Annotated in this window: 23 protein-coding genes and 1 pseudogene; 11 read left to right on the top strand and 13 right to left on the bottom strand. The window is 65.8% G+C overall.

All coding sequences use genetic code 11. From position 1 onward, the window contains the following. Window positions 1-12: 12 nt before the first annotated feature. Window positions 13-1,092, bottom strand: coding sequence for an ATP-binding protein (locus GYB83_RS10945; protein ID WP_161895506.1), 1,080 nt, complete (start codon window positions 1,090-1,092; stop codon window positions 13-15). Window positions 1,093-1,192: 100 nt separating this feature from the next. Here GYB83_RS10945 and GYB83_RS10950 point away from each other — a divergent pair, with 100 nt between their 5' ends. Next, on the top strand, window positions 1,193-1,792 hold the full coding sequence (locus GYB83_RS10950) for a VOC family protein (RefSeq protein ID WP_161895507.1): 600 nt from the start codon (window positions 1,193-1,195) through the stop codon (window positions 1,790-1,792). A 237-nt stretch (window positions 1,793-2,029) separates the two neighbouring features. Beyond that, window positions 2,030-2,236 (top strand): hypothetical protein, encoded by a 207-nt coding sequence (locus GYB83_RS10955; protein WP_161895508.1) that lies wholly within the window; start codon window positions 2,030-2,032, stop codon window positions 2,234-2,236. 11 nt (window positions 2,237-2,247) lie between these two features. Here GYB83_RS10955 and GYB83_RS10960 read toward each other — a convergent pair whose 3' ends face one another. Further along, window positions 2,248-3,318, bottom strand: coding sequence for a GGDEF domain-containing protein (locus tag GYB83_RS10960; protein ID WP_161895509.1), 1,071 nt, complete (start codon window positions 3,316-3,318; stop codon window positions 2,248-2,250). Continuing rightward, entirely contained in the window at window positions 3,297-4,568 is a 1,272-nt protein-coding gene (locus GYB83_RS10965) for a GGDEF domain-containing protein (RefSeq protein ID WP_161895510.1), read from the bottom strand. Before GYB83_RS10965 ends, GYB83_RS10960 begins: the two co-directional genes overlap by 22 nt. A 148-nt stretch (window positions 4,569-4,716) precedes the next feature. Here GYB83_RS10965 and GYB83_RS10970 point away from each other — a divergent pair, with 148 nt between their 5' ends. Then, window positions 4,717-5,076, top strand: a complete 360-nt coding sequence (locus tag GYB83_RS10970) for a PLD nuclease N-terminal domain-containing protein (protein ID WP_161895511.1) — start codon at window positions 4,717-4,719, stop codon at window positions 5,074-5,076. Window positions 5,077-5,085: 9 nt separating this feature from the next. Here GYB83_RS10970 and GYB83_RS10975 read toward each other — a convergent pair whose 3' ends face one another. The 5 genes from GYB83_RS10975 to GYB83_RS10995 form a co-directional block, all read right to left on the bottom strand. Continuing rightward, entirely contained in the window at window positions 5,086-6,237 is a 1,152-nt protein-coding gene (locus GYB83_RS10975; RefSeq protein WP_228461392.1) for an amidohydrolase family protein, read from the bottom strand. 96 nt (window positions 6,238-6,333) lie between these two features. Beyond that, complete coding sequence (locus tag GYB83_RS10980) at window positions 6,334-7,923, bottom strand: MFS transporter (protein ID WP_161895512.1); 1,590 nt, start codon at window positions 7,921-7,923, stop codon at window positions 6,334-6,336. A 20-nt stretch (window positions 7,924-7,943) separates the two neighbouring features. Next, window positions 7,944-8,954 (bottom strand): VOC family protein, encoded by a 1,011-nt coding sequence (locus GYB83_RS10985; protein ID WP_161895513.1) that lies wholly within the window; start codon window positions 8,952-8,954, stop codon window positions 7,944-7,946. Between the two features lie 22 nt (window positions 8,955-8,976). Continuing rightward, window positions 8,977-9,843 (bottom strand): alpha/beta fold hydrolase, encoded by an 867-nt coding sequence (locus tag GYB83_RS10990; protein WP_161895514.1) that lies wholly within the window; start codon window positions 9,841-9,843, stop codon window positions 8,977-8,979. A 38-nt stretch (window positions 9,844-9,881) separates the two neighbouring features. Beyond that, window positions 9,882-11,441, bottom strand: coding sequence for a bifunctional 3-(3-hydroxy-phenyl)propionate/3-hydroxycinnamic acid hydroxylase (locus GYB83_RS10995; RefSeq protein WP_161895515.1), 1,560 nt, complete (start codon window positions 11,439-11,441; stop codon window positions 9,882-9,884). Window positions 11,442-11,681: 240 nt separating this feature from the next. On the opposite strand from GYB83_RS10995, the gene GYB83_RS11000 reads away from it, so the two are divergent. From GYB83_RS11000 to GYB83_RS11025, 6 genes are all read left to right on the top strand, one after another. Continuing rightward, window positions 11,682-12,302: a TetR family transcriptional regulator gene (locus GYB83_RS11000; protein ID WP_161895516.1), complete on the top strand. Its 621-nt coding sequence runs from the start codon at window positions 11,682-11,684 to the stop codon at window positions 12,300-12,302. Window positions 12,303-12,335: 33 nt separating this feature from the next. Next, window positions 12,336-13,103, top strand: a complete 768-nt coding sequence (locus tag GYB83_RS11005; RefSeq protein WP_161894604.1) for a 1-acyl-sn-glycerol-3-phosphate acyltransferase — start codon at window positions 12,336-12,338, stop codon at window positions 13,101-13,103. Between the two features lie 14 nt (window positions 13,104-13,117). After that, window positions 13,118-14,149, top strand: a complete 1,032-nt coding sequence (locus GYB83_RS11010; protein ID WP_161894603.1) for an amidohydrolase family protein — start codon at window positions 13,118-13,120, stop codon at window positions 14,147-14,149. A 1-nt stretch (window position 14,150) separates the two neighbouring features. Further along, the gene (locus tag GYB83_RS11015) at window positions 14,151-14,621 is read left to right on the top strand and encodes a MaoC/PaaZ C-terminal domain-containing protein (protein WP_161894602.1); all 471 of its coding nucleotides are present in this window, start codon (window positions 14,151-14,153) and stop codon (window positions 14,619-14,621) included. Window positions 14,622-14,728: 107 nt separating this feature from the next. Then, window positions 14,729-16,033: a family 1 glycosylhydrolase gene (locus GYB83_RS11020; protein ID WP_161894601.1), complete on the top strand. Its 1,305-nt coding sequence runs from the start codon at window positions 14,729-14,731 to the stop codon at window positions 16,031-16,033. A 680-nt stretch (window positions 16,034-16,713) separates the two neighbouring features. Then, window positions 16,714-17,646 carry an alpha/beta hydrolase family protein gene (locus GYB83_RS11025; protein WP_161894600.1) on the top strand — a complete coding sequence of 311 codons (933 nt, stop codon included), beginning with the start codon at window positions 16,714-16,716 and terminating at the stop codon, window positions 17,644-17,646. A 58-nt stretch (window positions 17,647-17,704) separates the two neighbouring features. Here the strand turns inward: GYB83_RS11025 and GYB83_RS11030 are convergent, their stop codons facing one another. Continuing rightward, entirely contained in the window at window positions 17,705-18,976 is a 1,272-nt protein-coding gene (locus tag GYB83_RS11030; protein WP_161894599.1) for an NADH:flavin oxidoreductase, read from the bottom strand. After that, a complete protein-coding gene (locus GYB83_RS11035; protein WP_161894598.1) occupies window positions 18,973-20,217 on the bottom strand; it encodes an NADH:flavin oxidoreductase in 1,245 nt (414 codons plus the stop codon). Before GYB83_RS11035 ends, GYB83_RS11030 begins: the two co-directional genes overlap by 4 nt. A gap of 102 nt (window positions 20,218-20,319) precedes the next feature. Here GYB83_RS11035 and GYB83_RS11040 point away from each other — a divergent pair, with 102 nt between their 5' ends. Beyond that, window positions 20,320-21,315 carry an AraC family transcriptional regulator gene (locus GYB83_RS11040; protein ID WP_161894597.1) on the top strand — a complete coding sequence of 332 codons (996 nt, stop codon included), beginning with the start codon at window positions 20,320-20,322 and terminating at the stop codon, window positions 21,313-21,315. A 43-nt stretch (window positions 21,316-21,358) separates the two neighbouring features. Next, window positions 21,359-21,673, top strand: coding sequence for a family 1 glycosylhydrolase (locus tag GYB83_RS11045; protein ID WP_371865004.1), 315 nt, complete (start codon window positions 21,359-21,361; stop codon window positions 21,671-21,673). Window positions 21,674-21,853: 180 nt separating this feature from the next. Here GYB83_RS11045 and GYB83_RS11050 read toward each other — a convergent pair whose 3' ends face one another. The 3 genes and pseudogenes from GYB83_RS11050 to GYB83_RS24110 form a co-directional block, all read right to left on the bottom strand. Next, window positions 21,854-22,252: a cupin domain-containing protein gene (locus GYB83_RS11050; protein WP_161894596.1), complete on the bottom strand. Its 399-nt coding sequence runs from the start codon at window positions 22,250-22,252 to the stop codon at window positions 21,854-21,856. 194 nt (window positions 22,253-22,446) lie between these two features. Then, window positions 22,447-22,725, bottom strand: a pseudogene (locus tag GYB83_RS24105) (SDR family oxidoreductase); the annotation flags it as partial. Window positions 22,726-23,246: 521 nt separating this feature from the next. After that, complete coding sequence (locus tag GYB83_RS24110; RefSeq protein ID WP_371865044.1) at window positions 23,247-23,756, bottom strand: acetoacetate decarboxylase family protein; 510 nt, start codon at window positions 23,754-23,756, stop codon at window positions 23,247-23,249. Window positions 23,757-24,003: the final 247 nt, after the last annotated feature.

The following is a 24,003-nucleotide window of genomic DNA, read 5'->3' on the forward strand; positions in this document are numbered from 1 at the left end:
CGTCCCAGTCCGTCACCTCAGTGGGACTGCGACGTCCGACCCGCCCTCCCGCGTGAGACGCGCCGCCACCTGCACGATCTGCGCGTTCGGCGTGAACCCGCCCGCGAACAGGACCTGCCCCTGAGCGAACGACGGCGACCGGTCGAGCAGGGCCTGCGGCGCATACCCGAAGACCTGCGCGAGTTCGGCGAGATCACGGGCGGAGCTCATCTTCATGAGTCCGAGGTTGTCGCACTGCGATAGCGCATTGGGATGGACCTTCGACGGTCGTTGTGTCGACAGCAGCAGCCAGATCCCGTACTTGCGGCCTTCGGCGGCGATCTGCACGATCCGGTCGGTGAGCAGCTTCTCCAGCGGCGTCGACGGATTCGGCATGCACAGGTTGTGCGCCTCGTCGATCACCACGAGGCGGCCGATCCGCTCGTCGCGTCGCGCCCACAGGTCGTCGAGCACGGCGAGCGCCGCCGCCTGCAGCTCTTCGGGAGTGCCGAACGATCCGAGGTCGACGACGGTGGCGTCGGCCCGCTCGGCGACGACGTCGGTCACGTCACGTCCGCCCCACGCCCACAGGTTCCAGTCGGCGACACCGAGGTTCTCCAGGCGGACCGCGATCCGCTGGAACCGCTCGTCGTCGCTCTTGCGCAGCCAGTCGACGAGCGCCTCCCCGACCTCCGGGATGCCCGCGGCGGCCGACCTGATCATGGTGTTGAACTCGTCGGCGTCGCGGACCGGATCGAGTTGCAGGATCGCCGCCCGCGACCGGATGTCCATGTCGACGAACCGCACCGTGAGCGGATCGTCGGAGGCGCCGGGTCGCAGGACGCGAACCGTCCGATCCCCGAGTTCGGCGGCCTCCGCCGCCGGAGCGTCGTCGCGCACCGCGCCGAGCTTCGTGAAGTCGGAGTTCGGATCGAGGACGACGATCGGGAGTTCGGTGTGCAGCAGCACCTGCTCGAGGAGCACCCCGAGCGCGTACGTCTTGCCCGACCCGCTCTGCCCGCACCAAAAGGTGTGACGGTTGAGGCGATGAGCGAGCAGTGCTGCGGGATCGGCGGAGTCGAGGTGGTGCCCGACGGGAAGATTCGACGACATGAGGGCCGATCGTAGCCGCAGACCACTCGATTCGGACGATGGTCTGATCGGTCAGTTTTGAAGAAGCGTCACCCTCCGCACCGCCAGTAGCGTCGCTCTCATGACGAACATCGATGCACTGACAATCGCCGCGTCCGACGCCGACGCGGCCCGCACCTTCTACGACGCGGCGTTCGGCCTCGGCGACCGACTGCGCGTCGAGCAGTCCGCCGAGGCGACGTCCGGCTTCCGCGGTTTCGCCGTCTCGCTCGTGGTCGCCGACTCGGCCGTCGTCGACTCGTTCTTCGACTCCGCGGTCGCCGCGGGGGCCCGGGTGGTGAAGCCCGCGTCGAAGTCGCTGTGGGGTTACGGAGCCACGGTCGAGGCTCCGGACGGCACGGTGTGGACACTCGCGTCGTCGAAGAAGAAGCCGACCGGAGCGCCGCCGCGGGTGGCCGATTCGATCGTGCTGCTCCTCGGCGTCGACGATGTTGCCGCCACCAAGGAGTTCTACGTCGGCAAGGGCCTGACGGTCGCGAAGAGTTTCGGCCGCAAGTACGTGGAGTTCGAGGCGGGCGGCGCGATCACGCTTGCCGTGCAGAGCCGGAAGGCGACTGCGAAGAACGCCGGGGTCGGAGCCGAGGGCAGCGGCTCCCATCGCCTCACGGTGGTGTCCGACGTGGACGGTTTCGTCGACCCGGACGGCTACGTCTGGGCGTGAGCGGCCTCGAACGGCGACGACCCGAGCCCCCCACGGACTCGGGTCGTCGGCCGGTCGCCCCTCGTCGAGACGCACAGCCAATCGATCAATCGATCAACTGCTGGGTAAATGTAGGCCGTCCGACCAGGGCTGTCTACGCTCTTGCACGAATTCACCCGTTCAACCGTCCAGCCATACTCCGATCGGACGACATCGCTCGGTAGTGTTCGATGAAGAACGACGAGTGGAAGGTGCGGCATGAGCAAATGGTTGGCACTCCAGATCGCGGGGATGGTGATCCTGACCGTCGGAGTCCACGGTCTGATCCGCGTGCTGATCGACCACGCCAACCGTGGTCTCGTCTCCTGGATGCCGGGCGGCTTCGCGGGTGCCCTCACCGCCGACGTCGTCCTGATCGTGCTCGGTGGCGCCCTCGCCTGGTTGGGAGAGGCCCGCCGCGGCTGAGACCGGCCGTCTCACCCGTTGAACGTCCCCGCGCACCCCGTCGGACTCTCGACACGGTCGAGCACCGTCGCGCGCGCCGGACTCCCACTCACGGGTTCGGAGCACAGTCGGTCGCGTCCCTGAGACTTGGCACGGTACAGCTGCCGATCGGCACGGGCGACGATGTCCTCACCCGGAGCGAACGCGACACCGGCCGACGCGGTGAACGGCTGGCCGACGCACGCCGCGACACGCGCGGATTCGGCGCACGCCACGACCTCGTCGGCCGTTTCTCGCCGGACGAGCATGCCGAACTCCTCGCCGCCGAGGCGTGCGGCGAACACGTCGGGCCCGGCGAGTGCGGCCAGCCGACCGGCGACACCGCGTAGGAAGTCGTCACCCGCGAGGTGACCGTGCTCGTCGTTGAGCGCTTTGAAGCAGTCGACGTCGATGAGCACGAGCGCGGCGAGATCGTTCCACTCGGCGAGCGTGTCGTCGAACGCGCGCCGGTTGGGCAGACCGGTCAGCGCATCGGTGCGTCCGAGTTCGTCGAGCTTGCGGGCCGACAGCCAGCCGCGCCGTGCGGACGCTTCGATTCGGTAGGCGAGGCGGACCGTGGTGGCGACCATGAGGACACAGGTCCCGTAGGTGACCAGTCGCGAGGTGGTGAGGGGGAGGACGGCGACGTCGACCATGATCACGGCGGTCAGGTAGGCGATGGACACCGGCAGCAGCACCGCGTAGCGGATGCCGACGATCGCCATGCTCAAGATCATCGTCAGCGGCCACAGCATCGGCACCATGTCGATGCCCTGCGGCAGCTGCACCGACCGCTGGATCATCTGGGCGACGAGGATGCTTCCGACCGCCACGACGTACAACGCCGTGGAGTGCCTGCGAAGTGCGGGAACGACCGTGCTCATGAATCCGACGGCGGCCGCCGGGAACATGCCGCCGCCGAGCACGGCCCGCGACAGTCCGGACGAATCCGCCGAGGTGAGGAAGTCGCCGAATTGTCCCAGGAAGATCAGGGCCACGACCAGCCCGGACGCGCCCATGACGAGGCGTCGGAGTCTCAGGTTCACGGCGTCGTACTCGTGCACGAAGCAGGCTTCGTCGGTCGCGGAGCGGAATCGGAGACGCGCCCACGTGGCTCGATGTCATCGGCGGGACGCTCGGCGGCGGGCGCGGTCGAGAACGTCCACGGCCGTCGGTCTTCCGACCGCGCGACGCCGGTCTCCGCGATCGCCACCCGATTGCGACCCGACTGTTTCGCGCTGTACAAGGCCGCGTCGGCGAGGGCCACGACGTCCGACAGCTGCCGTCCGACGACGTCGACGGGCAGGACGACACCCGCGGAGACCGTGACCGGCCTGTCCGCGGAACCCATCGGCTCGATGGCTCCGATGGCGGCCTGGAGAGCCTCGGCCCGGGTCACCACCTCGCTCGCCGGGATATCGCGCCACACGACGACGAACTCCTCACCCGAGAGTCGGGCCGCGAACTCGGCCGGACGGGCTCCGGTGCTCGACGCGAGGACGTCTCCGATCGCGGCCAGACAGTCGTCGCCCGCCGGATGACCGAAGTCGTCGTTGTACCGCTTGAATTCGTCGACGTCGTACACGGCGACGGCGATCGTGTCGGCCGTGGACATCTCGGACAGGTGCTCGTCGAGGGCGAGCCTGTTCCCCACTCCGGTCAACGCGTCGGTACGCGCCGCGGCGTACAGCGCCTGCTCGACCAGCCACGTCGTGCGCTGGGTCCGCTCATGCGAGTACACGGTCCCGATCGGGATGATCGTGACGACGGCGGCCGCGAACAGTTCGATCTGGCTGCTCGGTGTCCACGCCGAACGCGACGACTCGGTGACGGCGATGCCTGCGAAACCCACGAGAAGGAGCGGTACCAGCACTTCGAACCGGATCTGCACAAGGAGCAGACTCAGCAGCACGGCCAACGGAGCCAGCATCGGCACGCTCTCGAATGCGCCGTCGGACGTCTGCACTCGGACCGCGAGCAGGACCGCGACGTCGAGGTACACCGATGTCACATACAGCGGCGTCGACCACCGTGCGGCCCGCGTGCTCCGAGAACTCGCCCAGCGCAAGAGCATCGGCAGGACGACTCCGACGACGATGAGTTCGGGCTTGTGCGTCAGCGTGTGGGCCGCGTCGAAGAAGGCCCTGTCGAAGACGACCAACAACGCCATGCCGACCATCAGCGCGATCCACAGTTCGGACCGATACGTCCGGGCGGTCGAGTCGAACGTCGCCCGGAATCGCACCTCGTCGGCGGGGCTCAACATTCGACCGGGCAGCATCGCACGCAGCACTCGCCGTGACGGACCTGACATCGACGACACGCTACTACTCGCGGGGGCCGATACGCCCTGGATCATCGCCGGGCCGGCGAATCTACTGCGGAGCACACCGGAGGAGTCGCTCCTTTCCGGGCATACATGGCACTATCGGACAAGAACGTCTTCTCGTGGAGGGTGTGCGGTGCCATACTTCGGTCTGATCGTGCTGGTGGTCTGGGCGATAGCGCTCATCGACGTCGTCGTGGCCGAGGAGTACCGCGTCCGGCATCTGCCGAAGATCGCGTGGCTCATCATCGTGATCCTGCTACCGCTCGTCGGTTCTCTCGTCTGGTTCCTCGTCGGCCGCCCGGAAGGCGCCCCCGCCCCCGCTCGAACCACAGGCTACCCCGAGTACGAACGCCCGGGCAGGTCGAAGCCGGCCAACCCGGACGACGACGAAGACTTCCTCCGATCGATCCGCGAACGTGCGGAAGAGCAGCGCCGCAGGGGCCGCGAGCTGCGCGACGAGCACGACCCCGACGGCGCGTCGGCGGAGGACTGATCTTCCCTCTCAGCCGACGGCCGACCGCAGTCGAGGCAGTTGCTTCAGCGGATTCCGACGTTCCACCTCGTAGCGCTGGTCGGTGGTGAACACGCTGGACAGGCCGGGGGCCGGGTCGCCGCCCCCTTCGAGGAACGTCGCCTGGCTGAACGGCCAGTCGGAGCCGAAGACGATCTGCGATCGCGGCGCCACCGCGAGCACCGACCTCATGGCGGCTTCCGACGCACTGAGCGCGGTGTCGAAGAAGAACGTGCGGATCAGTTGCTGGACGTCCAAGGCCGACGGCCGGGGTGCGCCGGCGGGCCAACGCGAACCGACCGGCGTCTCGGAGAGGACGCCGATGCGCCACGACAGGAACGGCAGAGTTCCACCCGCGTGCGAGAGCTGGAAACGGATCCCCGGGTAGCGACGCAGAGTGCCGCCCGCGATCATCATCGTCGCGGCGCGAGTCGTGTCGAACGTGAACTCGGCGAGGAAGTCCGGGAGCGGAAGCGACGGCTTGGCGGAGTCGGGGATCGCCGCGGGATGCACGAACACGAATGCCTTGCGTCGATTGAGCGCCGCCATCAGCGGCTCGAAACGCGGATCGCCGAGGTAGACGCCGTCGTACGCGCTGAGCAGGACCACACCGTCGAGCTTGAGCGTGTCGAGCGCGTACTCCATCTCGGCGATCGAGGCCGCGACGTCTGGCATCGGCAAGACTGCGAAGGCGCCGAAGCGCGACGGGTACTTCGTGAACAGCTTCGACACGTACGTGTTGCAGTAGCGCGCCATGTCGCGGGCGTCCTTGCCCTTGAGGTACGACACACCCGGATCGGAGACGGAGAGCGCCTGAGCTTGGATTCCCCACCGATCCATGAAGTCGATCGCCGACTCCGGCGACCACTGCGGCGTCGGGTACCCGCCGATCGTGTAGTGCCCGTGCTCCAGGAGCGATTCGCGGTACTCCGGCGGCAGGCAGTGCGCATGGAGGTCGATGCGGTACCGCCCCTTGGGTGCGGGCGCCGCACCGGCGGGACCTGCGGCCGTCGCCGCTGCTGCGGCCCCGCCCGCGGCCAGTGCTCCCGCACCGATGAGCAGGGACCGGCGGCTCACCGCACTCCGGGTCGGACCGCTGTCGATGGTGTTCTCGCCGGGGGTGGACGAATTGTGAGATGTCACGAAATCTACTTCTCTCTATGGATCGGAAGGGGTAGCACGGCGTCGTCTGCCGAGCGTTGGTTCAGATGGGTGCGTCTGTCGCTGCGGCGTCGCCGGTCATGAGGCCTGAACAGGCGGGTCGCCGTCGAGTGTCTCGGCATCATCAGCACTGGTCGGGTGTCGCGGCGCCTTGATCGCACAGCCGATCGCCGCGATCAGAAGCACCACCGCGACGGTGATCAGCGCCGCGGACATGCCGTCGATGAACGCCTCGCGCACTCCGGCGCCGAGTTGCGCACCGGCCGGTCCACCGATCCGTTCGGCCGCGACCAGACCTGCCGCGGCCGAATCGCGAACGGCCTCGGCCGCCTGGGCGGGAAGCCTCGCGAGGTCCGGAAGATGACTCGCGTACTGACTGGAGAACACCCCGCCCATGACTGCGATGCCCACGGCCGACCCGACCTCGCGAGTGGTGTCGTTCATCGCCGAGGCGACACCCTGCTGGTTCCGCGACAACGAACCGACGATCGCACTGGTGCCGGTCGACCCGGTCAGACCGATTCCGATGCCCGCGAGGATCAGTCCCACCAGGAACGGAACGTAGCCAGAGTCCGCGTGCAGACGCGAGATCCACACCAGGCCGCCCGCGATGAGCAGGAGGCCGACGACCATCACATACTTCAGCCCGACCACGGACACGAGCCGCGGCGTGAGCGATGACGTGGGCATCACGACCGCCGCCACCGGGATCAACGCGACGGCGGCGATCAGTGGGCTGTAGTCGAGGATCAGCTGCAAGTACTGCAACCCGACGAAGAAGAACCCGAACACCGCCATGAACTGGGTGAACACCACGATGGCACCTGCGCGGAAACCTGCCCTGCCGAACAGTTTCGGATCCAATAGCGGATGCTCGGTGCGCAGACCTTTCAGCGCGTAGACGACGAGCGCGAGCACGCAGACCGCCGCGCAGATCAGCACCGGGGTCGTCGTCCAGCCGCGCTCATTGCCCTCGATGATCGCGAAGACGAGAGTTCCCACGGCGACGGTCGTCGACGCCGCTCCGACGAGGTCGAAGCGGTGGCGAGTGTCTTCCCGAGTGTTGGGTGCCAGCAGGATCGCCGCGAGTGCGGCGACGCCGCCGAACGCCGCACTGACGATAAAGATCGACTGCCATCCCCAGCGTTCGAGGAGGGCGCCTGCCGCCAACATGCCGATGATCGCGCCCGCGGCGGCGAAACCGGACCAGATCGCCACTCCCTTGCTGCGTTGCGCGGGCGGGAAGGTCGCGGTGATCGTCGACAGTGTGCCCGGCATGATCATCGCGGCGCCGATGCCCATCACCACTCGCCACACGATCAGCATCTCGGTGGACTCGGCGAACGCTGCCGCGAGGGAGGCCAGCCCGAACACCACGGCGCCGCATATCAGGACCGTCCGTCGACCGATCCGGTCGCCGACGGCCCCGATCGGCAGCACCAACGCGGCCAGAGCCACGGTGTAGCCGTCTGCGATCCAGGTCAGCGCGGTGTTGTTCGCTCCGAGATCGATCGCCAGATCCGGGAGGGCCAGGTTCAGCGCGGCTACCGAGGCGACCACCAGGATGAGCGCGAGGCACATCGCGAACAAGACGCCCGAATGCCCCAGCCGCCCTTCTCCGTTCGTCGAGCGCAGTCGAGACGCGTCGTTGAGCTCGTCATCAGACATCGGTCACCTCTCCATTCTTGTCAGTTGTCGGCGATCCCGGCACCCGCGAGTGCGGGAACCACGTCTTCGTCGCCGCGCAACGACAGCGCCGCACGCCTGAAGTGGTCGAGCAACCCGATGACGGACTCCCCTTCGGGTGTGTGTCCCCAGATGCTGATTCCCTGGTGGGTGCTCGGTTCCCACGTCCGTTCGTCGACGGTGATCGGATTCCAGCCGACCTCCCATTCGAAGCCCGACGGGGTGAGCGCGTAGAACGACAGTTCTTTGTCGTTGGTGTGCTGCCCCACGGACAGCGCCATGCCGAAGCCCAACTGCTTGACGCGCTGGTAGGCCTGCGTCATGTCGTCGAGTGTCGCCACCTCGATGTTGAGATGCTGGACGCGGGTGCGGATCGGATTGACCGGGAGTCCGCGCACGTTGGCGATGGCGATGGAGTGATGCCGCTCGTTGACGCGCAGGAACCGGATCTTGAGCTTGGCGCCGCTGATCGTCTCGTCGATGTAGTCGGTGAGACGCGCGTCGAACACCGTGTTGTAGTAACCGCGCATCTGATGGGGCTTGGTGGAGGTGATCGCGACATGTCCCATGCCGGAGGCTCCGGTGACGAAGCCGCCGCGGTTGGTCATCGCCAGGGGCTCGTCGGTGACCGTCGCACGTGTGAATATCTCCTGCGCCATACCGTTCGGCCCAGGGAATCGGATCAGCCGCTCCACGCCGCGAACGGCCGCATCGTCGTCGGTGCCGTCGATGATGGGCACCCCACGATCGACCACGCGGCCCACGATCTCGTCGAACGACTCGTGGTCGTCGAGTTCCCACCCCAGTGCGACGACGTCCTCGGCGGGGCCGCGCACGATGATGAACCTGGCCTGATGGTCGTCGAGCCGGAACCTGATGACATCCGGCGACACCTCGTCGAGGTGCATTCCTATCGCGTCTTTCCCGAAGCGACGCCATTCGGCGAACTTCTGGCTCTCGATGACGATATAGCCAAGGTGCACGTTTCCGAACACCGATGGCGCGCTTGGCATTGCAGATCTCATCGCGACCCCGCTACTCGTAGGTGCCGTCGAGGAAGTCGGTGACCAGCCGGTTGAACAGATCGGCCCGCTCCCACTGCATCCAATGCCCGGTCCGCGCGGCAAGGAACAGGTCGGCGTTCGGCATGCGGTCGATCAGCATCTGTCCGCCGGCGGGTCGGTTCACCTTGTCGTTCTCACCCCACAGGACCAGGGTGCGAGTCTGCAGCGTCTGCAGCCGATCGTCGCGAGTGAAGTCCATGCTCCACAGCGTCTTCAGCGCACCGAGGCCGGACGGTCGACGCAGCGGCGGGTTGGCGATCACCTCGGGGTCGATCGACGCCTGGTACCGCTCGTCGATCGCGGACGCGGGAACGGACTCGGCGTCGTAGACGAGGTAGTTGCGGATGAATCCTTCGAGCTTCTCGCGGCTCGGGCCGGAGTCGCCGTAGTAGCTCAGGAGCGTGTTGAGTCCCTTCGTCGGGGCGCCGCGCGTGGTGCCGACGCCGCCGGGGCCCATCAGGACCAACTTGCCGACGCGGTGCGGCGTGTCGAGCGCCAGACGCAGTGCACACGCACCGCCGTACGAGTTGCCGACGAGATGAGCCGAGGTAATGTCGAGGTGATCGAGCAGCGCGCGGATGGCGTCGGCCAGTGCGCCGAACGGGTCGCCCTGAGCGAGGTTCTTGCTGCTCCCGCCGTATCCGGGCATGTCCGGGACGATGACCCGGAAGTGCTCGGCGAGAGCATCGATGTTGCGGGAGTAGTTCGACAGTCCCGACGCGCCGGGGCCGCCGCCGTGCAGCAGGATCACGGGGTCGCCGACGCCGACGTCGGTGTAGAAGATCTCGGTGTCGCCGTTGACCGTGACGGTCTGCGAGGTCTGATCGGTGGGGGTCATGTGTGGCTCCTTGAAGGGTTCTCGTCAGTCGGCCGGTGTCAGAGGGCCGGGGCGGCGACGCGCAGTGAGGCGGGAGGGTTCGGCAGGGATCGGCTGGAATCGGACGCGGTGTACACGAACCCGTCCGGACGCAGGGCGACGACCGAGGCCGCGTGCTTGTCCATCCACTCGGTCAACACCCCGTCGACGTCGACGACTGCGTCGGGGCCGGGAGTCGTGCCGGGCGGCAGGATCTGCAGGCGACCGACCCCCGCCGAACGCCACTGCGGGGCGTCTCGGTCGTCGAGTCCGAGGACCAGCCAGCGTCCGCGCACGACGTCGTCCAACCGCACGCGCTCGCCCTTCTCGTCCAGCACCCAGGGCTGCGGGATCTGCCACCCGCGGGCACGATTGCCTCGGTCGCCGAGGAATCCGTCGCTGTAGTGCGCGTCGGGGATCCACTTGTTCTCCACCAGCCAGCGGGCGAACGCCGGGGCCTTCGCCAGCGTTCCGAGGATGCGGTTGCGGAGGGTCGCGACCCACGGTCGCCGTTCCGTGATCGTCTTCCCCGCGAACACCGCGTGGTCGGTGGTCTCACGCACGTGTGGTTCGCGCTCGGTCTGGTAGCTGTCCAGGACCGACTCGGACAGACTGCCGTCGAGGACGCCGGCGAGTTTCCAGCACAGGTTGGCCGCATCACGAACACCGGAGGCCATACCCTGGCCGATCCACGGCGGCATCGCATGGGCGGCGTCACCCGCGAGGAACACTCGACCCACTCGCCACCGTTCCGCGACACGCACGTGATGGCTGTAGACCACCGCGCGCAGAATCTCCACGTTCTGGTCGGAGATGCCCTGGCTGCGGAGGACCTCCCAGATCGCTTCGTCGGTGACCAGGCGGTTCTCGTCTTCGCCGTCCCGGACAGGGAACTCCCACCGATGATGTCCGAGCGGCGTCGGGCAATCGACGGTGGGCCGCTCCGGGTCGCAGTGGAAGCGCAGTCGCGAGCTGCCCTCCCAGTCGCGGAGGACCTTGGTGTCGATGACCACCCAGCGTTCGCTGTAGGTCTTCCCTTCGTAGCCGATGCCGAGTTGTCCGCGAATGGCCGACGACCCGCCGTCGGCCGCGATCACGAACGACGCGCGCAGTCGCACGAACTCGTCGGTGGCGAGGTCGGCGGCCAGGACCTCGACGTCCGACCCGGCGTTGTTGACTTTGAGGCACTCGTGGCGGGTGAGCACCGTGACGTTGGGGAATCGATCGACGCCGTCGCGAAGCGTCTGGTCGACGGCCGGCTGGTAGATGAACTGCTGCGGCGGATGCCCCGCTCCGCGCGATGTCGGCTGTGCCTGAACGAACGGCTTGCCGTGCGAATCGACGAAGGCCACCGTGCCGCCGGGAAGCATGTCTTCCTGCAGACGGTCGGCGAGGCCGACCGTCTGCCAGATGCGCATCACCTCTTCGTCGGTGGAGATGGCACGGGCGCGTCCGTAGATGTCCGGGTCCCGCTCGAGGACGACGACGTTCAGGCCTCGCTGGCCGAGAAGGTTGGCCGCCGTGACGCCCGTCGGGCCGTAGCCGATGATCGCCACGTCGTAGTTCTGGATGTCAGTCACAGTTCCTCCGCAAGTTGAAGCAGCCCCGCAGTGCCGAAGCAGTCCCGCAGTGTGTTGAAGCAGTCCCCGCAGCGTTGAAGCAGTCCCCGCCCGTCGAGCGCAGTCGAGACGTGTGAACTGCGGAAACACTCTGTAGTGATCACTACATTAACGACGCGGCAACGGCCGGTCAAGGGTTACTGGAATATTCGCTACAGTAAGATCGACGTAGGCTTGGGCATCTTCCGAAAGGCGGGACTGGTGGCAGAGAAGGCACGCCGACCACGCGCCAACGGCGCGGCGTCGAAGGCCAAGATCCTCGACGCGGCCACCGAGATCGCGAGCGAACGCGGATACGAGGGGACCAGCATCGGACTGGTGAGCAAGCGCTGCGGTCTGCCCGCGAGCTCCATCTACTGGCACTTCGCCGACAAGGACGACCTCATCGCCGCGGTGATCGAGCGAAGCTTCGAGCGCTGGCTGTCGGCGTGGAGCCTGTCCGACGAGGGCACGACCCAGCAGCGCGTGGCCGACATGAGCATGCAGGTCGCCAAGGCGCTGCTCGACTCCCCCGATTTCCTCCGCCTCGGACTCATGCTCGCCCTCGAACGCCGACCCGAGGAGCCGCGCGCGCGGACAATGTACCTGCAGGTCCGCGACCAGGCGATGGGCCAGTTGCGCGAGGCGGCGAGAACACTGGCCCCCAGACTCGACGATGCAAGTGTCGACCAGCTCGCCACATACGCCATCGCGGGGGCCGACGGACTGTTCATCGCCAAGGAGATCGGTGGCGACTCGGTCGATCTGCCCGCACTGTTCGGCATCCACGGACGCGCCGTCGTCGACGCCGCGCTTCGCCTCACAGAGATACAAGACGCTTGACGTCAGCCAATTATTGATGTTTTCATCAGAAACATGACGACGGAGAGTTCATGGACTGACACGTTCGCGCGTGCGGTCGAGGCCGCCGTCGCGGCGTACAACCGGCACGAGACCACCATCGCCGCGCCGGTCCCGGACGAACCGGTCTTGTTCGTCGCCAACCACGGGTTCGGCGGCGTGTTCGACCTCAACGTCATCGCGTTCGCCATCGCGCGTCGGGCCAGCGGCGACGAGCGTCCCGTCACCGTCCTGACTCACCAGATCGCCTGGCAGCTCGGAGTCGGCGGGCTCATCGAGCCGTTCGGTGCGCGGAAGGCCAGCCACGAGGCGGCGACCACCGCTTTCGCCGAAGGTCGCCATCTGCTCGTGTTCCCCGGCGGCGACGTCGACGCCTTCAAATCGTGGGGCGATCGGAACACCGTGGTGTTCGCCGGCCGCTCCGGCTTCGCGCGTCTCGCCATCGACAACGGCGTGCCGATCGTCCCGGTCGTGACAAGCGGGGCGGGCGAGTCGGTCCTCGTGCTCGACGACGGCGCCGCACTCGCCCGCGCCACCGGTGTCCGCGATCGCTTCCGCCTCAACCGACTCCCGACCACCCTGTCGATTCCGTGGGGCGTCAACATCGGGGCGGTCGGACTGCTCCCGTACGTGCCGCTGCCGACGAAACTCCGCACGGCGATGCTGCCGGCCATGCGCGCCGAGGCCGACGAACGGCCCGAGGACTACGCGGAACGAGTCCGCACCGTCATGCAGGTCGAACTGGATCGTCAGACCCGCGGCCGGCGTCCCATCATCGGCTGAATCGAGGAACCTCCATGCAGCGTATCGACGTCCACCAGCACCTCATCCCGCCCAGCTATCGGGCGCGGCTCGACGACCACGGCATCGCGGAGGCCGGTGGCCGGGCGTTGCCCGACTGGTCGCCCGAGGCAGCGCTCGGTGTCATGGACCGTGCCGGTACGGCCGCCGCGATCCTGTCGGTGTCGACGCCGGGGACGTCGTTCCTCGCCGACGCGCAGGACGCCGCCGCACTCGCCCGCGAACTCAACGAGTTCTCGGCCGGGCTGACGACCGAGCATCCGAATCGCTTCGGGTACTTCGCCACCCTTCCGCTGCCCGACGTCGCGGCGGCCGCACGGGAGGCGCGACACGCTCTCGATCATCTGCACGCCGACGGTGTCGTCCTGTTGGCGAACTCGCGCGGCACCTATCTCGGCGAGCCCGGGCAGGACGAGTTGTTCCAGGTCCTCGACGAACGTTCCGCCGTCGTCTTCATTCACCCGGCCGATCTGCCGGCTCCGGCCGTGGACGGCATCCCGCCGTTCGCGGCCGACTTCCTCCTCGACACGACTCGTGCCGCGTATCTGCTGGTCAGCAGCGGAATCCGTCGGCGCTATCCCCACATCCGATTCATCCTCAGTCATGCGGGCGGTTTTGTCCCCTACGCGTCGCACCGAATGGCCGTCGCGATCGCGGGCGAGTCCGGACGCAGTCCGCTCGACGTGCTCGACGATTTCTCCGGCTTCTACTTCGATACCGCATTGTCGGCCAGCCGGGCGGCGCTGCCCAGCCTCCTCGCCTTCGCCGATCCGGGACACGTGCTGTTCGGCAGCGACTGGCCGTTCGCGCCCGAGCCCGCAGTGCAGTACTTCTGCGGTGGCCTCGACTCCTACCCGTTCGAGTCAGACGACCTGATTCGACGAATCAACCGGGACAACGCCCTCGCGCTCTTCCCCCGATTCGGCACCGCCGCACCCATTCCGGGACCTTCGCTCGTCGACCGAGTCCGCGGAACCGTGGTGCGCTCCGCCATGCGCAGCGTGACGCGCCTGATCGGGGCGAGCTGAGTTGTCGATCTCATCCACTGCGATCGCCTTCGCCGACGACCTCCAAGTGGGGAGCACCCACGACCTGGGCACGTACGCCTTCACCGAGGCGGAGATCATCGAGTACGCCACGAAATACGATCCGCTCCCCTTCCACATCGATCCCGTGCGCGCACTGGACTGGCCCTTCGGCGGGCTCATCTCGAGTGGCATCCACACGATGTCCGCCGTGCAGCGCATGCAGGCGGACAACTTCTATTCAACCGTCGCATTGATCGCGGGCAAGTCAATCCGCGACGTGAGTCTTCGCCGCCCGGTACACCCAGGCGACGTCCTGCACGGAACGTTGACGATCGCCGACGTGACGCTCCGTGACGGTCGTGCAGATCTCACGACCGAGGTCGTCGCACGGAATCAATCCGACGACGTCGTCATCTCGATGACGATGGTCTCGGTGATCCGCCGCCGTCCGACGGCCTCGGGCTGGACGTAAGTTCCAAGCGGTCCATTCAACCAGTGATAGAGACACTCCCTAGCCGTCACAACGCCTGCGAGACGTCCGGACGACTTCTCGTCAGACTCCAGAGTCAGGAAGCTGCAATGACCACCCCTCCACGACGCATTCTGTCCTCAGCAGTCGTCGCCATGCTGCTCGGCGGCCTGGCGATGTTGGCGACACCCCCGAGCGACGCCCGAGTGAATGCGCCGCTGCCCGACGACTTCCTGTGGGGCGTATCGGCGTCCGGGTTCCAGACCGAGGGGTCCTCACCCGACAGCAACTGGTCCCGATACGCCGCGTCGACCAAGGTCGAGGACCCGATCGGCACGGCGGTCGACTTCCGCCACCACTATCGCGAGGATGTCGAGCGAGCCCGCTCGATGGGCATGAAGGTGTACCGCGTCAGCATCGAATGGTCGCGGATCGAGCCCTCTCCCGGTCGGATCGACACACGCGAACTGGCCTACTACGACGATCTGCTCGCCGCGATCACCGGTGCGGGCATGCGTCCCATGCTGACCCTCGACCATTGGGTTCTCCCCGGCTGGATCGCCGACCGCGGTGGTTGGGCAGATGCGCGCACCGCAGGATCGTGGTTGCGACATCAGCGCATGGTCGTCGATCGATATGCGCACCTGTCCCCGCTGTGGATCACCGTCAACGAGCCGACCCTCTACATCATGAACGAGGTCAAGTTCGGCGGCATCAGCGTGAAGGACGCCCCGACGATGGCGTCCCGACTGGTCGCCGTGCACCGCGGAATCTACGACTACATCCACCACCGCTCACCGGGCGCGATGGTCTCGTCGACCTCCGCGTACATCCCGGCGGTGCAGACGGCCCTGGACGTGATCTTCCAGGACGGCGTCCGCGACAAGCTCGACTACATAGCGTTCAACTCGTACTACTCCCTGTCCCCCGCCGAACCGGCGATCTGGACCATCACCTCGGACAAGTGGAAGGCCTCGGTCGCCGCGGACGGCATCTACTACGCGTTCCGCGACTACTCCGAACGCTTCCCCGGCAAGCCCCTGTACGTCGTGGAGACCGGCATGCCGACCGAGGGCGGGAAGGTGCGCCCGGACGGCTACAAGCGCGAGGATCACCTCCGTGACCTCGTCTACTGGACGCAGCGCGCCCGCAACGACGGCATCAACGTCATGGGCTTCAACTACTGGAGCCTCACCGACAACTACGAATGGGGCAGCTACACACCGCGATTCGGCCTGTACACCGTGAATGTGAAGACCGATCCATCGCTGACACGACACGCGACCCCCGCCGTCTCGGCCTACCGCGACATCGCCCGCGCGAACGGCGTCGGCCCGACCTACCGGCCCAGCCGGCCGGCTTCCTGGTGTTCCCTCGTCCAAGGCGTCCGCAGCTGTGTCGACCCGGTGCGCTGACACCGGCGCACTGCTACGTCACCACTGGCTCAGCAGGTTAGTTATGCTCCGCAGCGCCTCAACGGACCTAACCATAATTAATACGCCGAGTTAATTATGGCCCAATGCCGACGTGACGCTCCGTGACGGTCGTGCAGATCTCACGACCGAGGTCCTCCCGCGGAATCAATCCGACGAGGTCGTCATCTCGATGACGATGGTCTGGGTGATCCGCCGCCGCCCGAGTGCCGATTAGGGCGTGCTGCGCAACTCTTCCCCCGCCGACTCGCCGCCCCAGCCTCTTGACTTGTGATGTACGGCACTTTTACTGTAGCGATCATTCCAGAAATTGGTTGGGGGATGTGCGATGACTTACATGATTCGCATACTGGTGACGACCGTGATTGTTGCGGTGACGAGTGTGCTGGCAGTGCCATCTCCCAACGCATTGCCCGCCCTCCCACATCCCGCCGATGGCTTTGCGACCGCACTGCCCACCGGGCCACATCAAGTGGGCGTCGACGTCCGACGACACTCAGTCGCTGGCGGCGACATCAAGGTGACAACCTGGTATCCCGCTGTGCACGCGAAGGGCGCGAAACCCTACCGGACCGAAGGTGGAGTTCGCGGTGTGGCGGTACAGAACGCCGCGCCGGAGCGTGGCGACGGTCCGTATCCTCTGATCGTCTTCTCAGCTGAGTTTGGGCGCACCGGGGGACGGATACTACTTCTACACCCAGAATCTCGCCAGTCACGGCTACGTGGCCATCGGCATCGACCATCTTGATTCGAAGCCGACGACCACCCTCGGATTCTGGAAACGCAACAACCCCGTCGAGACTACAGTCCGGGCGCTCGGGGATCTGTCGGCCATGAATCCGAGCGACTCCGTCTTCGCCATCATGGGGGACTGGTTCAAGAAGACGCAGTTCGGCATGACATACCGTCCAGCGGAGATAACTCGTGGGCTCGACGTCACCCTCGCGCGCAACCACGCTTCGGGAGACCGTCTGCAGGGCATGATCGACCCTGAGCGGATCGGGATGAGCGGCCACTCGCTCGGTGCCGCATACACGCTGTTGTACGGCGGGCAGGCGATGAATTGCGACTATCCGATGACCGCCGCCGACCGAAACCTCAACGGGTACATCACCGACATCGATCCGTGCGCGATGCCGTCCAGGTCACGCTCGACTGATCCCCATCTGTTCCGCGACAAGCGGATCAAGGCGATCCTCCCACTTGCCTCCCCGATTTTCATCAACGACCGCCAGATCGTCAGGGCAGCGCACGACATAGATGTTCCGCTGATGTTCCTCACCGGAGAGGACCCGTACCTGGAGTCGTCGAGGAAGCAGCAGTGGCAGACGTTTGAGGGCGCCTCGGGACCGAAGTACTTTGTGGAGATCACGAACACCAACCACTTCATGGTGACCGACATGCTGACCGCGAACCCGACCGCAGCCGCGGCGATGAACCTCGTGGGTTACACCGCATTCGCGCCGATGGCGAACGTCTACATGCGCTACTCGTCGGCATTCTTCGACCGCTACCTTAAGGACGACGTCGCCAAAGGCCCTGTCCTGCACCGAGCAGGCCCTGGCCCGGTGTCGGCTCTTCACTACGACGACTGAGCGTCTCCGGGGGATACCCGATACGGGCCGCCTACCCCGCGACGTCCAGCGCCCTCGGTCAGTCCGGCGTCGCGGTCGGCTCGCCCGCGTCCTGTCGGATCATCACGTCCCGGAGAGTTCGGATGTCTGGGCTGCCGCAGTCGATCCGCGTGGTGCTGAACGACGCGATGCACAGATTGCAGTAGCCACAGACCGGCCGGTGCTCGTTGGGCGTCGACACCACGTTGCGATATAGGAACGGGTCGGCGATGAACGCCCTCGCTGCTGAGACTGCATCGACCATTCCACTGCCGACGGCGTGCCCGATGCCCTCCTTGCTGTGGAATCCACCGACGCAGATCACCGGAATCGTCAGGGCCTCAGCCACTTCGGCCGCATGGCCCAGATTGAACCCCTCCACGGGCGGTCGGAGGCGCCCGGCAACTCTTTCGACGACCGGCGACGCGGCGAAGATCATCGACTTGCGGAGCCGCGAACTCGAAGCCAGCGGCCCACGGGTCACAGAGTTGACCAGGAACCCGCGGTAGTTGCCCTGGACCATGCCGGGCCAGGACTCGTAGTGGCCACGCGAGATCTCGATAGCGTCGGCACCGTCGTCCTGCAGCCAGCGCGCGACCTGGAGGAGTTCGCCAGTGTCCGCGGCTCGTCGCAGCGGCAGATCGTCGGTGCCGTTGAGCTTCACCAGAATCGGGTACGAGTCGCCCACGCTGGCCCGCACCGCGCCGAGCACCTCGAGAAGCAGGCGTGCCCGATTGTCCAGGGGCCCGCCGTAGTCGTCATTCCGCCTGTTGGTGTGCGGGGTCAGGAACTGGCTGAGGAGATAACCGTGTGCGGCGTGGATCTGAACGCCGTCCATGCCGGCTTCGACCGCTCGCCGCGCCGCCTCAGCGAACGACTGCACCACCGCTGGGATCTCGTCGCGGCGAAGCGGGACTGGTTTGCTGCCGTACAGCGGTTCGCGAATGTTCGAGGCGGAGACGATCCGCTCCCCGGGCAGCGCCTTGGCGATCTGTCTTCCGCCGTGATTGAGCTGGGCGATCAGTTTTGTTCGGCCCGAGTGGGCGAGTTCGGCCCACTGTGCGAGACCCGCGATCTTGTCATCGTCGTCGATTCCGGCCTGCCGCCCCGCTGACTTCCCCTGCCGAGAGACGAAGAGACTACCGGTGACGATGAGCGGAGTGCCTGCGGTAATCATCGGGCGGTAGAAATCAAGCAGGTCGTTGGTGACGAAGCCGTCGTCACTTGCGCGGGTCTCACTGGTCGCGGACTTGTAAAGCCGCCCGTCTACGACCATCTGGCCGATCTGGAGAGGAGTTGCCGGAGTGATCATCGAATATCCAGCCCCGCCGCCTCGCGTCGCTGGAGGACGGTGGGGTCGTAACACGCGACTGGCAGTCCTCCCGCTACACCGATGCACTTGTTGCACAGCGTGCAGGTGATGTTGGCGGCCGGATCGTCCAGTTCGCGGTAGAGGTAGGGGTTGGCGATGAGGCCGCGTGCACTCGACACCGCACTCGTCTTGCCCGAACTGATCGCTTCGTTCATCGCCACGGGGTCGCGGAAGCCGCCGACGGTGATCACCGGAATGTCGAGGGCACGGCTGAACTCCTGGGCCTGCGGCAGGTTGTACCCCTCGGCCGGCCGGAACGCCCGCTCGTAGCCGAACTCGGCGAGTGGACCCAGCGCTCGAAGCACCGCCCGACGCTTGGGCGAGGCCTCCCGCATCGCGCCGTCGTCCAGTTGAGCCTTGACGTACCCTTTGAAGTGGCCCGATGTGGTGCTCGGAAACGACGAGAAATGGCCGCGTGTCACTTCGACGGCGTCGATCCCTTCATCCTGCAGTCGCAACGCCAACTCGATCTGATCGGCGAGTTTCACCCCTCCCCACGGGATGGTGTCGGTTCCGTTGATCTTGATGATGACCGGGAAGTCGGGGCCGACGCGATCACGGACGGCGCGGTACACCTCAAGCGGCAACTGCATGCGAGCTCGTGCGGAGCCGCCGTAGGCGTCGTGTCGACGGTTCGATTCGGGGCTGAGGAACTGGCTGAGGAAATACCCGTGCGCCATCTGGATCTGGACGCCGTCCAGTCCGGCCTCCTGCGCGCGGCCGGCCGCAGCAGCGTACGTCTCCAGGAGGGCCGGAACCTCGTCCAGGCGCAGTGGGCGGGGCTTGGTGCCTTGCGCCTTCTCACGGCGATTAGAAGCCGAAATCGCCTCAGGAACGCCCTCGGCCGGCTTGGTCATCTGACGGCCGCCGTGATTGAGCTGCGCGAACAATGCGCTCCCGCCGGAATGCGCGAGATCGGCCCACTCACGCAGTCCTGGGATCATCTCATCGGAATGGATTCCGCCCTGCCGATATGCCGACTTGCCTTGCCACGACACGAAGAGGTTGCCGGTGACGATCAGTGGCGTCCCCGCTTCGACCATCGGGCGGTAGAAGTCGAGCAGTTCGTCGGTAACGGCACCGTCGACGGTCGCACGGGTCTCGTGAGTCGCCGACTTGAAGAGGCGTCCCGGTACTTCGAGGCCGCCGATGCGCAAAGGGGTGCGCAATGCGTCATGCATGTTCGTTTCCTGACTACTGGCTGTGGACTGTCGGTCCGATACAACCAGCGAGAAGCCAGCAAAGCTTGACATTAGGCGACAAGTTGGGGAGCGTCGGAGGCCGTGGAGACAAGCGTGCGGCCGGGCAGCCTGCGAGGCTGGACTGAGCTGGTGACGCAGTTGGGCGGCGAACCGTCTGCGCTGCTCGAGGACGCCGGGCTGCCACCTGACGCCTTGGTCGACGAGGACGCGCTGATCTCAGCACGTGCCGCGATGCATCTCCTTGAGCGCGCAGCCGGAGACCTCGAGTGCCCGGACTTCGCACTGCAACTCTCGCACTACCAAGACATCGATGCCTTCGGCCCGCTCACCGCCGCACTGCGCAATGCACCGACTGTCCGAAGCATTTTGGATCTGGCGAGTCAGTGGCTGTTCATTCACAGTCCTGCCGTCACTTTGTCGGTCGAGGAGGCCGACGGCAGCGCCGCGATCCTCTTCGATCTCGTGCTCGATCCCCTGCCGCCTGTGAGACAGACGATCGATCTGGTTCTGGCCACCTGTCACAGACTGTTCGCGATCGTGCTCGGCGGAGTCTATCGGCCCGTGTCAGTGTGGGTTCCGCACACTCCGTCGGCACCGTTGACCAGGTATATCCAGTTCTTCGCTGCCACCGTCCACCCAGAAAGTCGGCGGGCTCAGATCGTAGTCCCGGCATGGTTTCTCGATGCACGCATTCCTGACGCAGACGACGACATCCGCGCCAATGCGCTCACCTACATCGAGTCGAGGTTTCCACTTCCCGACGCGACCCTTACCGAGCGCGTGCGCCACCGGGTCTTCCGGACGCTTGGCACGGAGGACGCCGACTACGGTGCTGTCGCGAAGTCGCTGTCACTACACCCCAGAACCATGCAGCGTCACCTCGGCCGAGAAGGAACATCCTTCGCAGGAATCAAAGACGACGTCATGCGAAACACCGCGCACCGATACCTGATCGAGTCGACGATGCCCGCCAGTCAGCTCGCGCAGACTCTCGGATTCTCTGAGCTGTCGGCGTTCACTAGGGCGTGCACGAGGTGGTTCGGAGCCTCACCGACCGCCGTGCGCAACAGGTACTGAGCGCCTACGGGCGACACGGCAACACGCGCCCAGACGGATACAAGTGGGAAGATCACCTCCGCGAGACCTCGTCTACCGGGCGCAGCGTGCCCGCAACGACGGAATCAACGTCATGGGATTCAACTACTGGAGCCTCACCGACAACTACGAATGGGGCAGTTACACGCCGCGATTCGGTCTCTACACAGTGAACGTGCAGACCGATCCGTCGCTGACACGCCACGCGACCCCCGCCGTCGCGGCCTACCGCGACATCGCCCGCGCGAACGGCGTCGGCCCCAGGTACAGACCAAGCCGACCGGCTTCCTGGTGCTCCCTCGTGCAAGGCGCCCGCAGCTCTGTCGACCCGGTGCGCTGACACCGGATCGACGTCACGCCTTCGCGGCAGTCCGTTCGCTCCGGGGCCCCACGGCGCACCACGGCACTGTGCTCGATTTCGCGGAGATCTCCCCGATTCGACACCATTCGTCGATCTCAAGTGAGACCCACCTCGATGCATTTCCCTGCGTCAAGTCGAGGTGAATGAGCGCACTGCCGATCAGTCGTCGACACCGACCGAATCTGCACCGGTTTGGTTCCCGTCCGCAACTTTCGAGAACGGACCGCACGTAGTGAACACTTCACGGATCTGAGTCTTCGCCGAGATCAACACAGTCTGTCCCGGGACGAAATGAGCGATGTCTCCCCCGCCGATGTCGGTCGTGACACCGTCGACGGTGAGGCTGAGTTCTCCCGAGAGAATGTGCATCGAGGAATAGTTGCGGACCTCTTCGGTGACATCACATGGGCCGTACATCAGGAGTCCGCTACGCATTCCGGAATTCTCGACGAACAACTGCATCCGAGGCTCCGTAGGGTCTCCGTCCTCCTCGGATGCAATCGGACGCGACTCGAGCTCGGCGAAGCTGACCTCACCGACGATGACGGGGCTAGACATGTTTCTGGATCCTTTCATTGATTACAAGTTTCGATTCAGGTCAACCGACGAGGAGGGCTCCGCCGTCGAGAACGAAGGTCTGGCCGTGGAACATCTGCGCTTCCGGTGAAGCGAGAAACTCGACGACCCCCGACGACATCGTCGAGATCGACCGCACGTCCAGAGGGACTGAGTCGATTCGCAGCTTCCAGTCGTGCGTCTGCCTCTCGCCCGAATATCTCGCGGAATCCCTCCGTGTCGAGCGCGGTCGGCGACAGCGCGTTCACGCGAACTCCGATCGGCGCGAGATCGACAGCGAGGTAGCGTACGAGCGCTTCAGCCATCGCCTTGGTCGCCCCCACTGTGAAGTAGTCACGCAGTGCAACTCGGGCTCCGCGACTGGAGAGGTACACGATCGAGCTGCCTCGCCCCAGCAGGGTCGGGCGCGGCCTGGACAACGTAGACGAGCGACAACGCATTGACCTCGACTGCATGCCGAAGCTGATCCGGCGTCGAGGTCAAGGAATCAACCGGATACCCCGGCCACAGCACAATGGACCACGAGGTCGATGCGGTCGGAAACGTTCTCGCACCGCGTCGGCGACGTTGTTCGCGCCCTCGGTGACGCGATGTCGCCTGGCAACGAGCACGACCGTCGCGCCCAGTTCCTCCGCCGTTGCACGAGACCTCCGACACTGCACTGTCGACCTCGCGATTGTTCAAGAAGATGACGTTCCCCGGACGCGACATCCCGAGGACTACAGCCTTTCCAACACCGCGGCTTCCGCCGATCACGAGAATGTTTCATCGCACGTCCGCGCTTCGCTCCCGCATCGGTGAACGACCGACATTGATCTTATCGAACGAACGCCCGAGGTGGAATGGGAGATACTCGTCCCCTTCCCAGGAATCGTCTCGCGGAGAACGGTCTCAAGGGTCGACTTCCCCGTGTAGTGCCTCGCGAGACCCGTCGACAGCACCGGAATCTCGTCCAGCGGATCGAACGGCGTACCGGTCAGTACGAGTTCGCCTTCGCCCTCGCGGTATGCACCCAGTTCACGTTCGATTCCGGTCGATCGAGAGTCCACGGATCGCCGGCCGCACCCGCGTTGTGAGTGAGCGGGAGCCCCACCTCGATTGAGTTGGACACAACAGCGCGGGGGGCCGAGTTCCTCTCCGAAACGCGCCTCGATCTGGATGCCCCGAACGCCGTTTCGTGCGCCGTACCCGTACATGTCGTCCGCGTCCCGGTAGAGGCGGCATTCACCCGTCTTCTTCGGTCGCACCAGAGGTCCCGGCCGATCGTCACAGGCATGTCCCCCGAAATGAACAAGGTGAGGTAATACGAACCGACGAACTCTCTCCATCGGACGTTGAGCATCACCGCCGCCGACTCGAACTCACCTGAAAGCCCGCATTGCCACTGCGCGACCGAAGCGATACCGCTCGACCCCACCGGCTCCAGGTCCGGCGGAAGCACCGAGCGTACGAATTCCGGCGTCGTTTCGAACTCGACCGAGAACACCCTCGACCGTGAACGCTGCTTTCTGGAAACTCGATTGGAACTCCTGCACCTCCCTCGAGGACATCACATAACTCATAGCCGCTCCGTTCGTATTCGATTGATTCTTCCCGCCGCCCCGTCTAGACCCGGCGACGAGATGTGCGTCGCACACTGCGTCGGTGCGGTGCTGTGGAACCAGTCTGAAACGCCGTTCCGATATTCGGCTTCCGAGATCGGACAGATCCATGACGAATCCCGTCGCCTCCGC

The organism is Gordonia spumicola, assembly GCF_009932475.1.
Classification (GTDB): Bacteria; Actinomycetota; Actinomycetes; order Mycobacteriales; family Mycobacteriaceae; genus Gordonia; species Gordonia spumicola.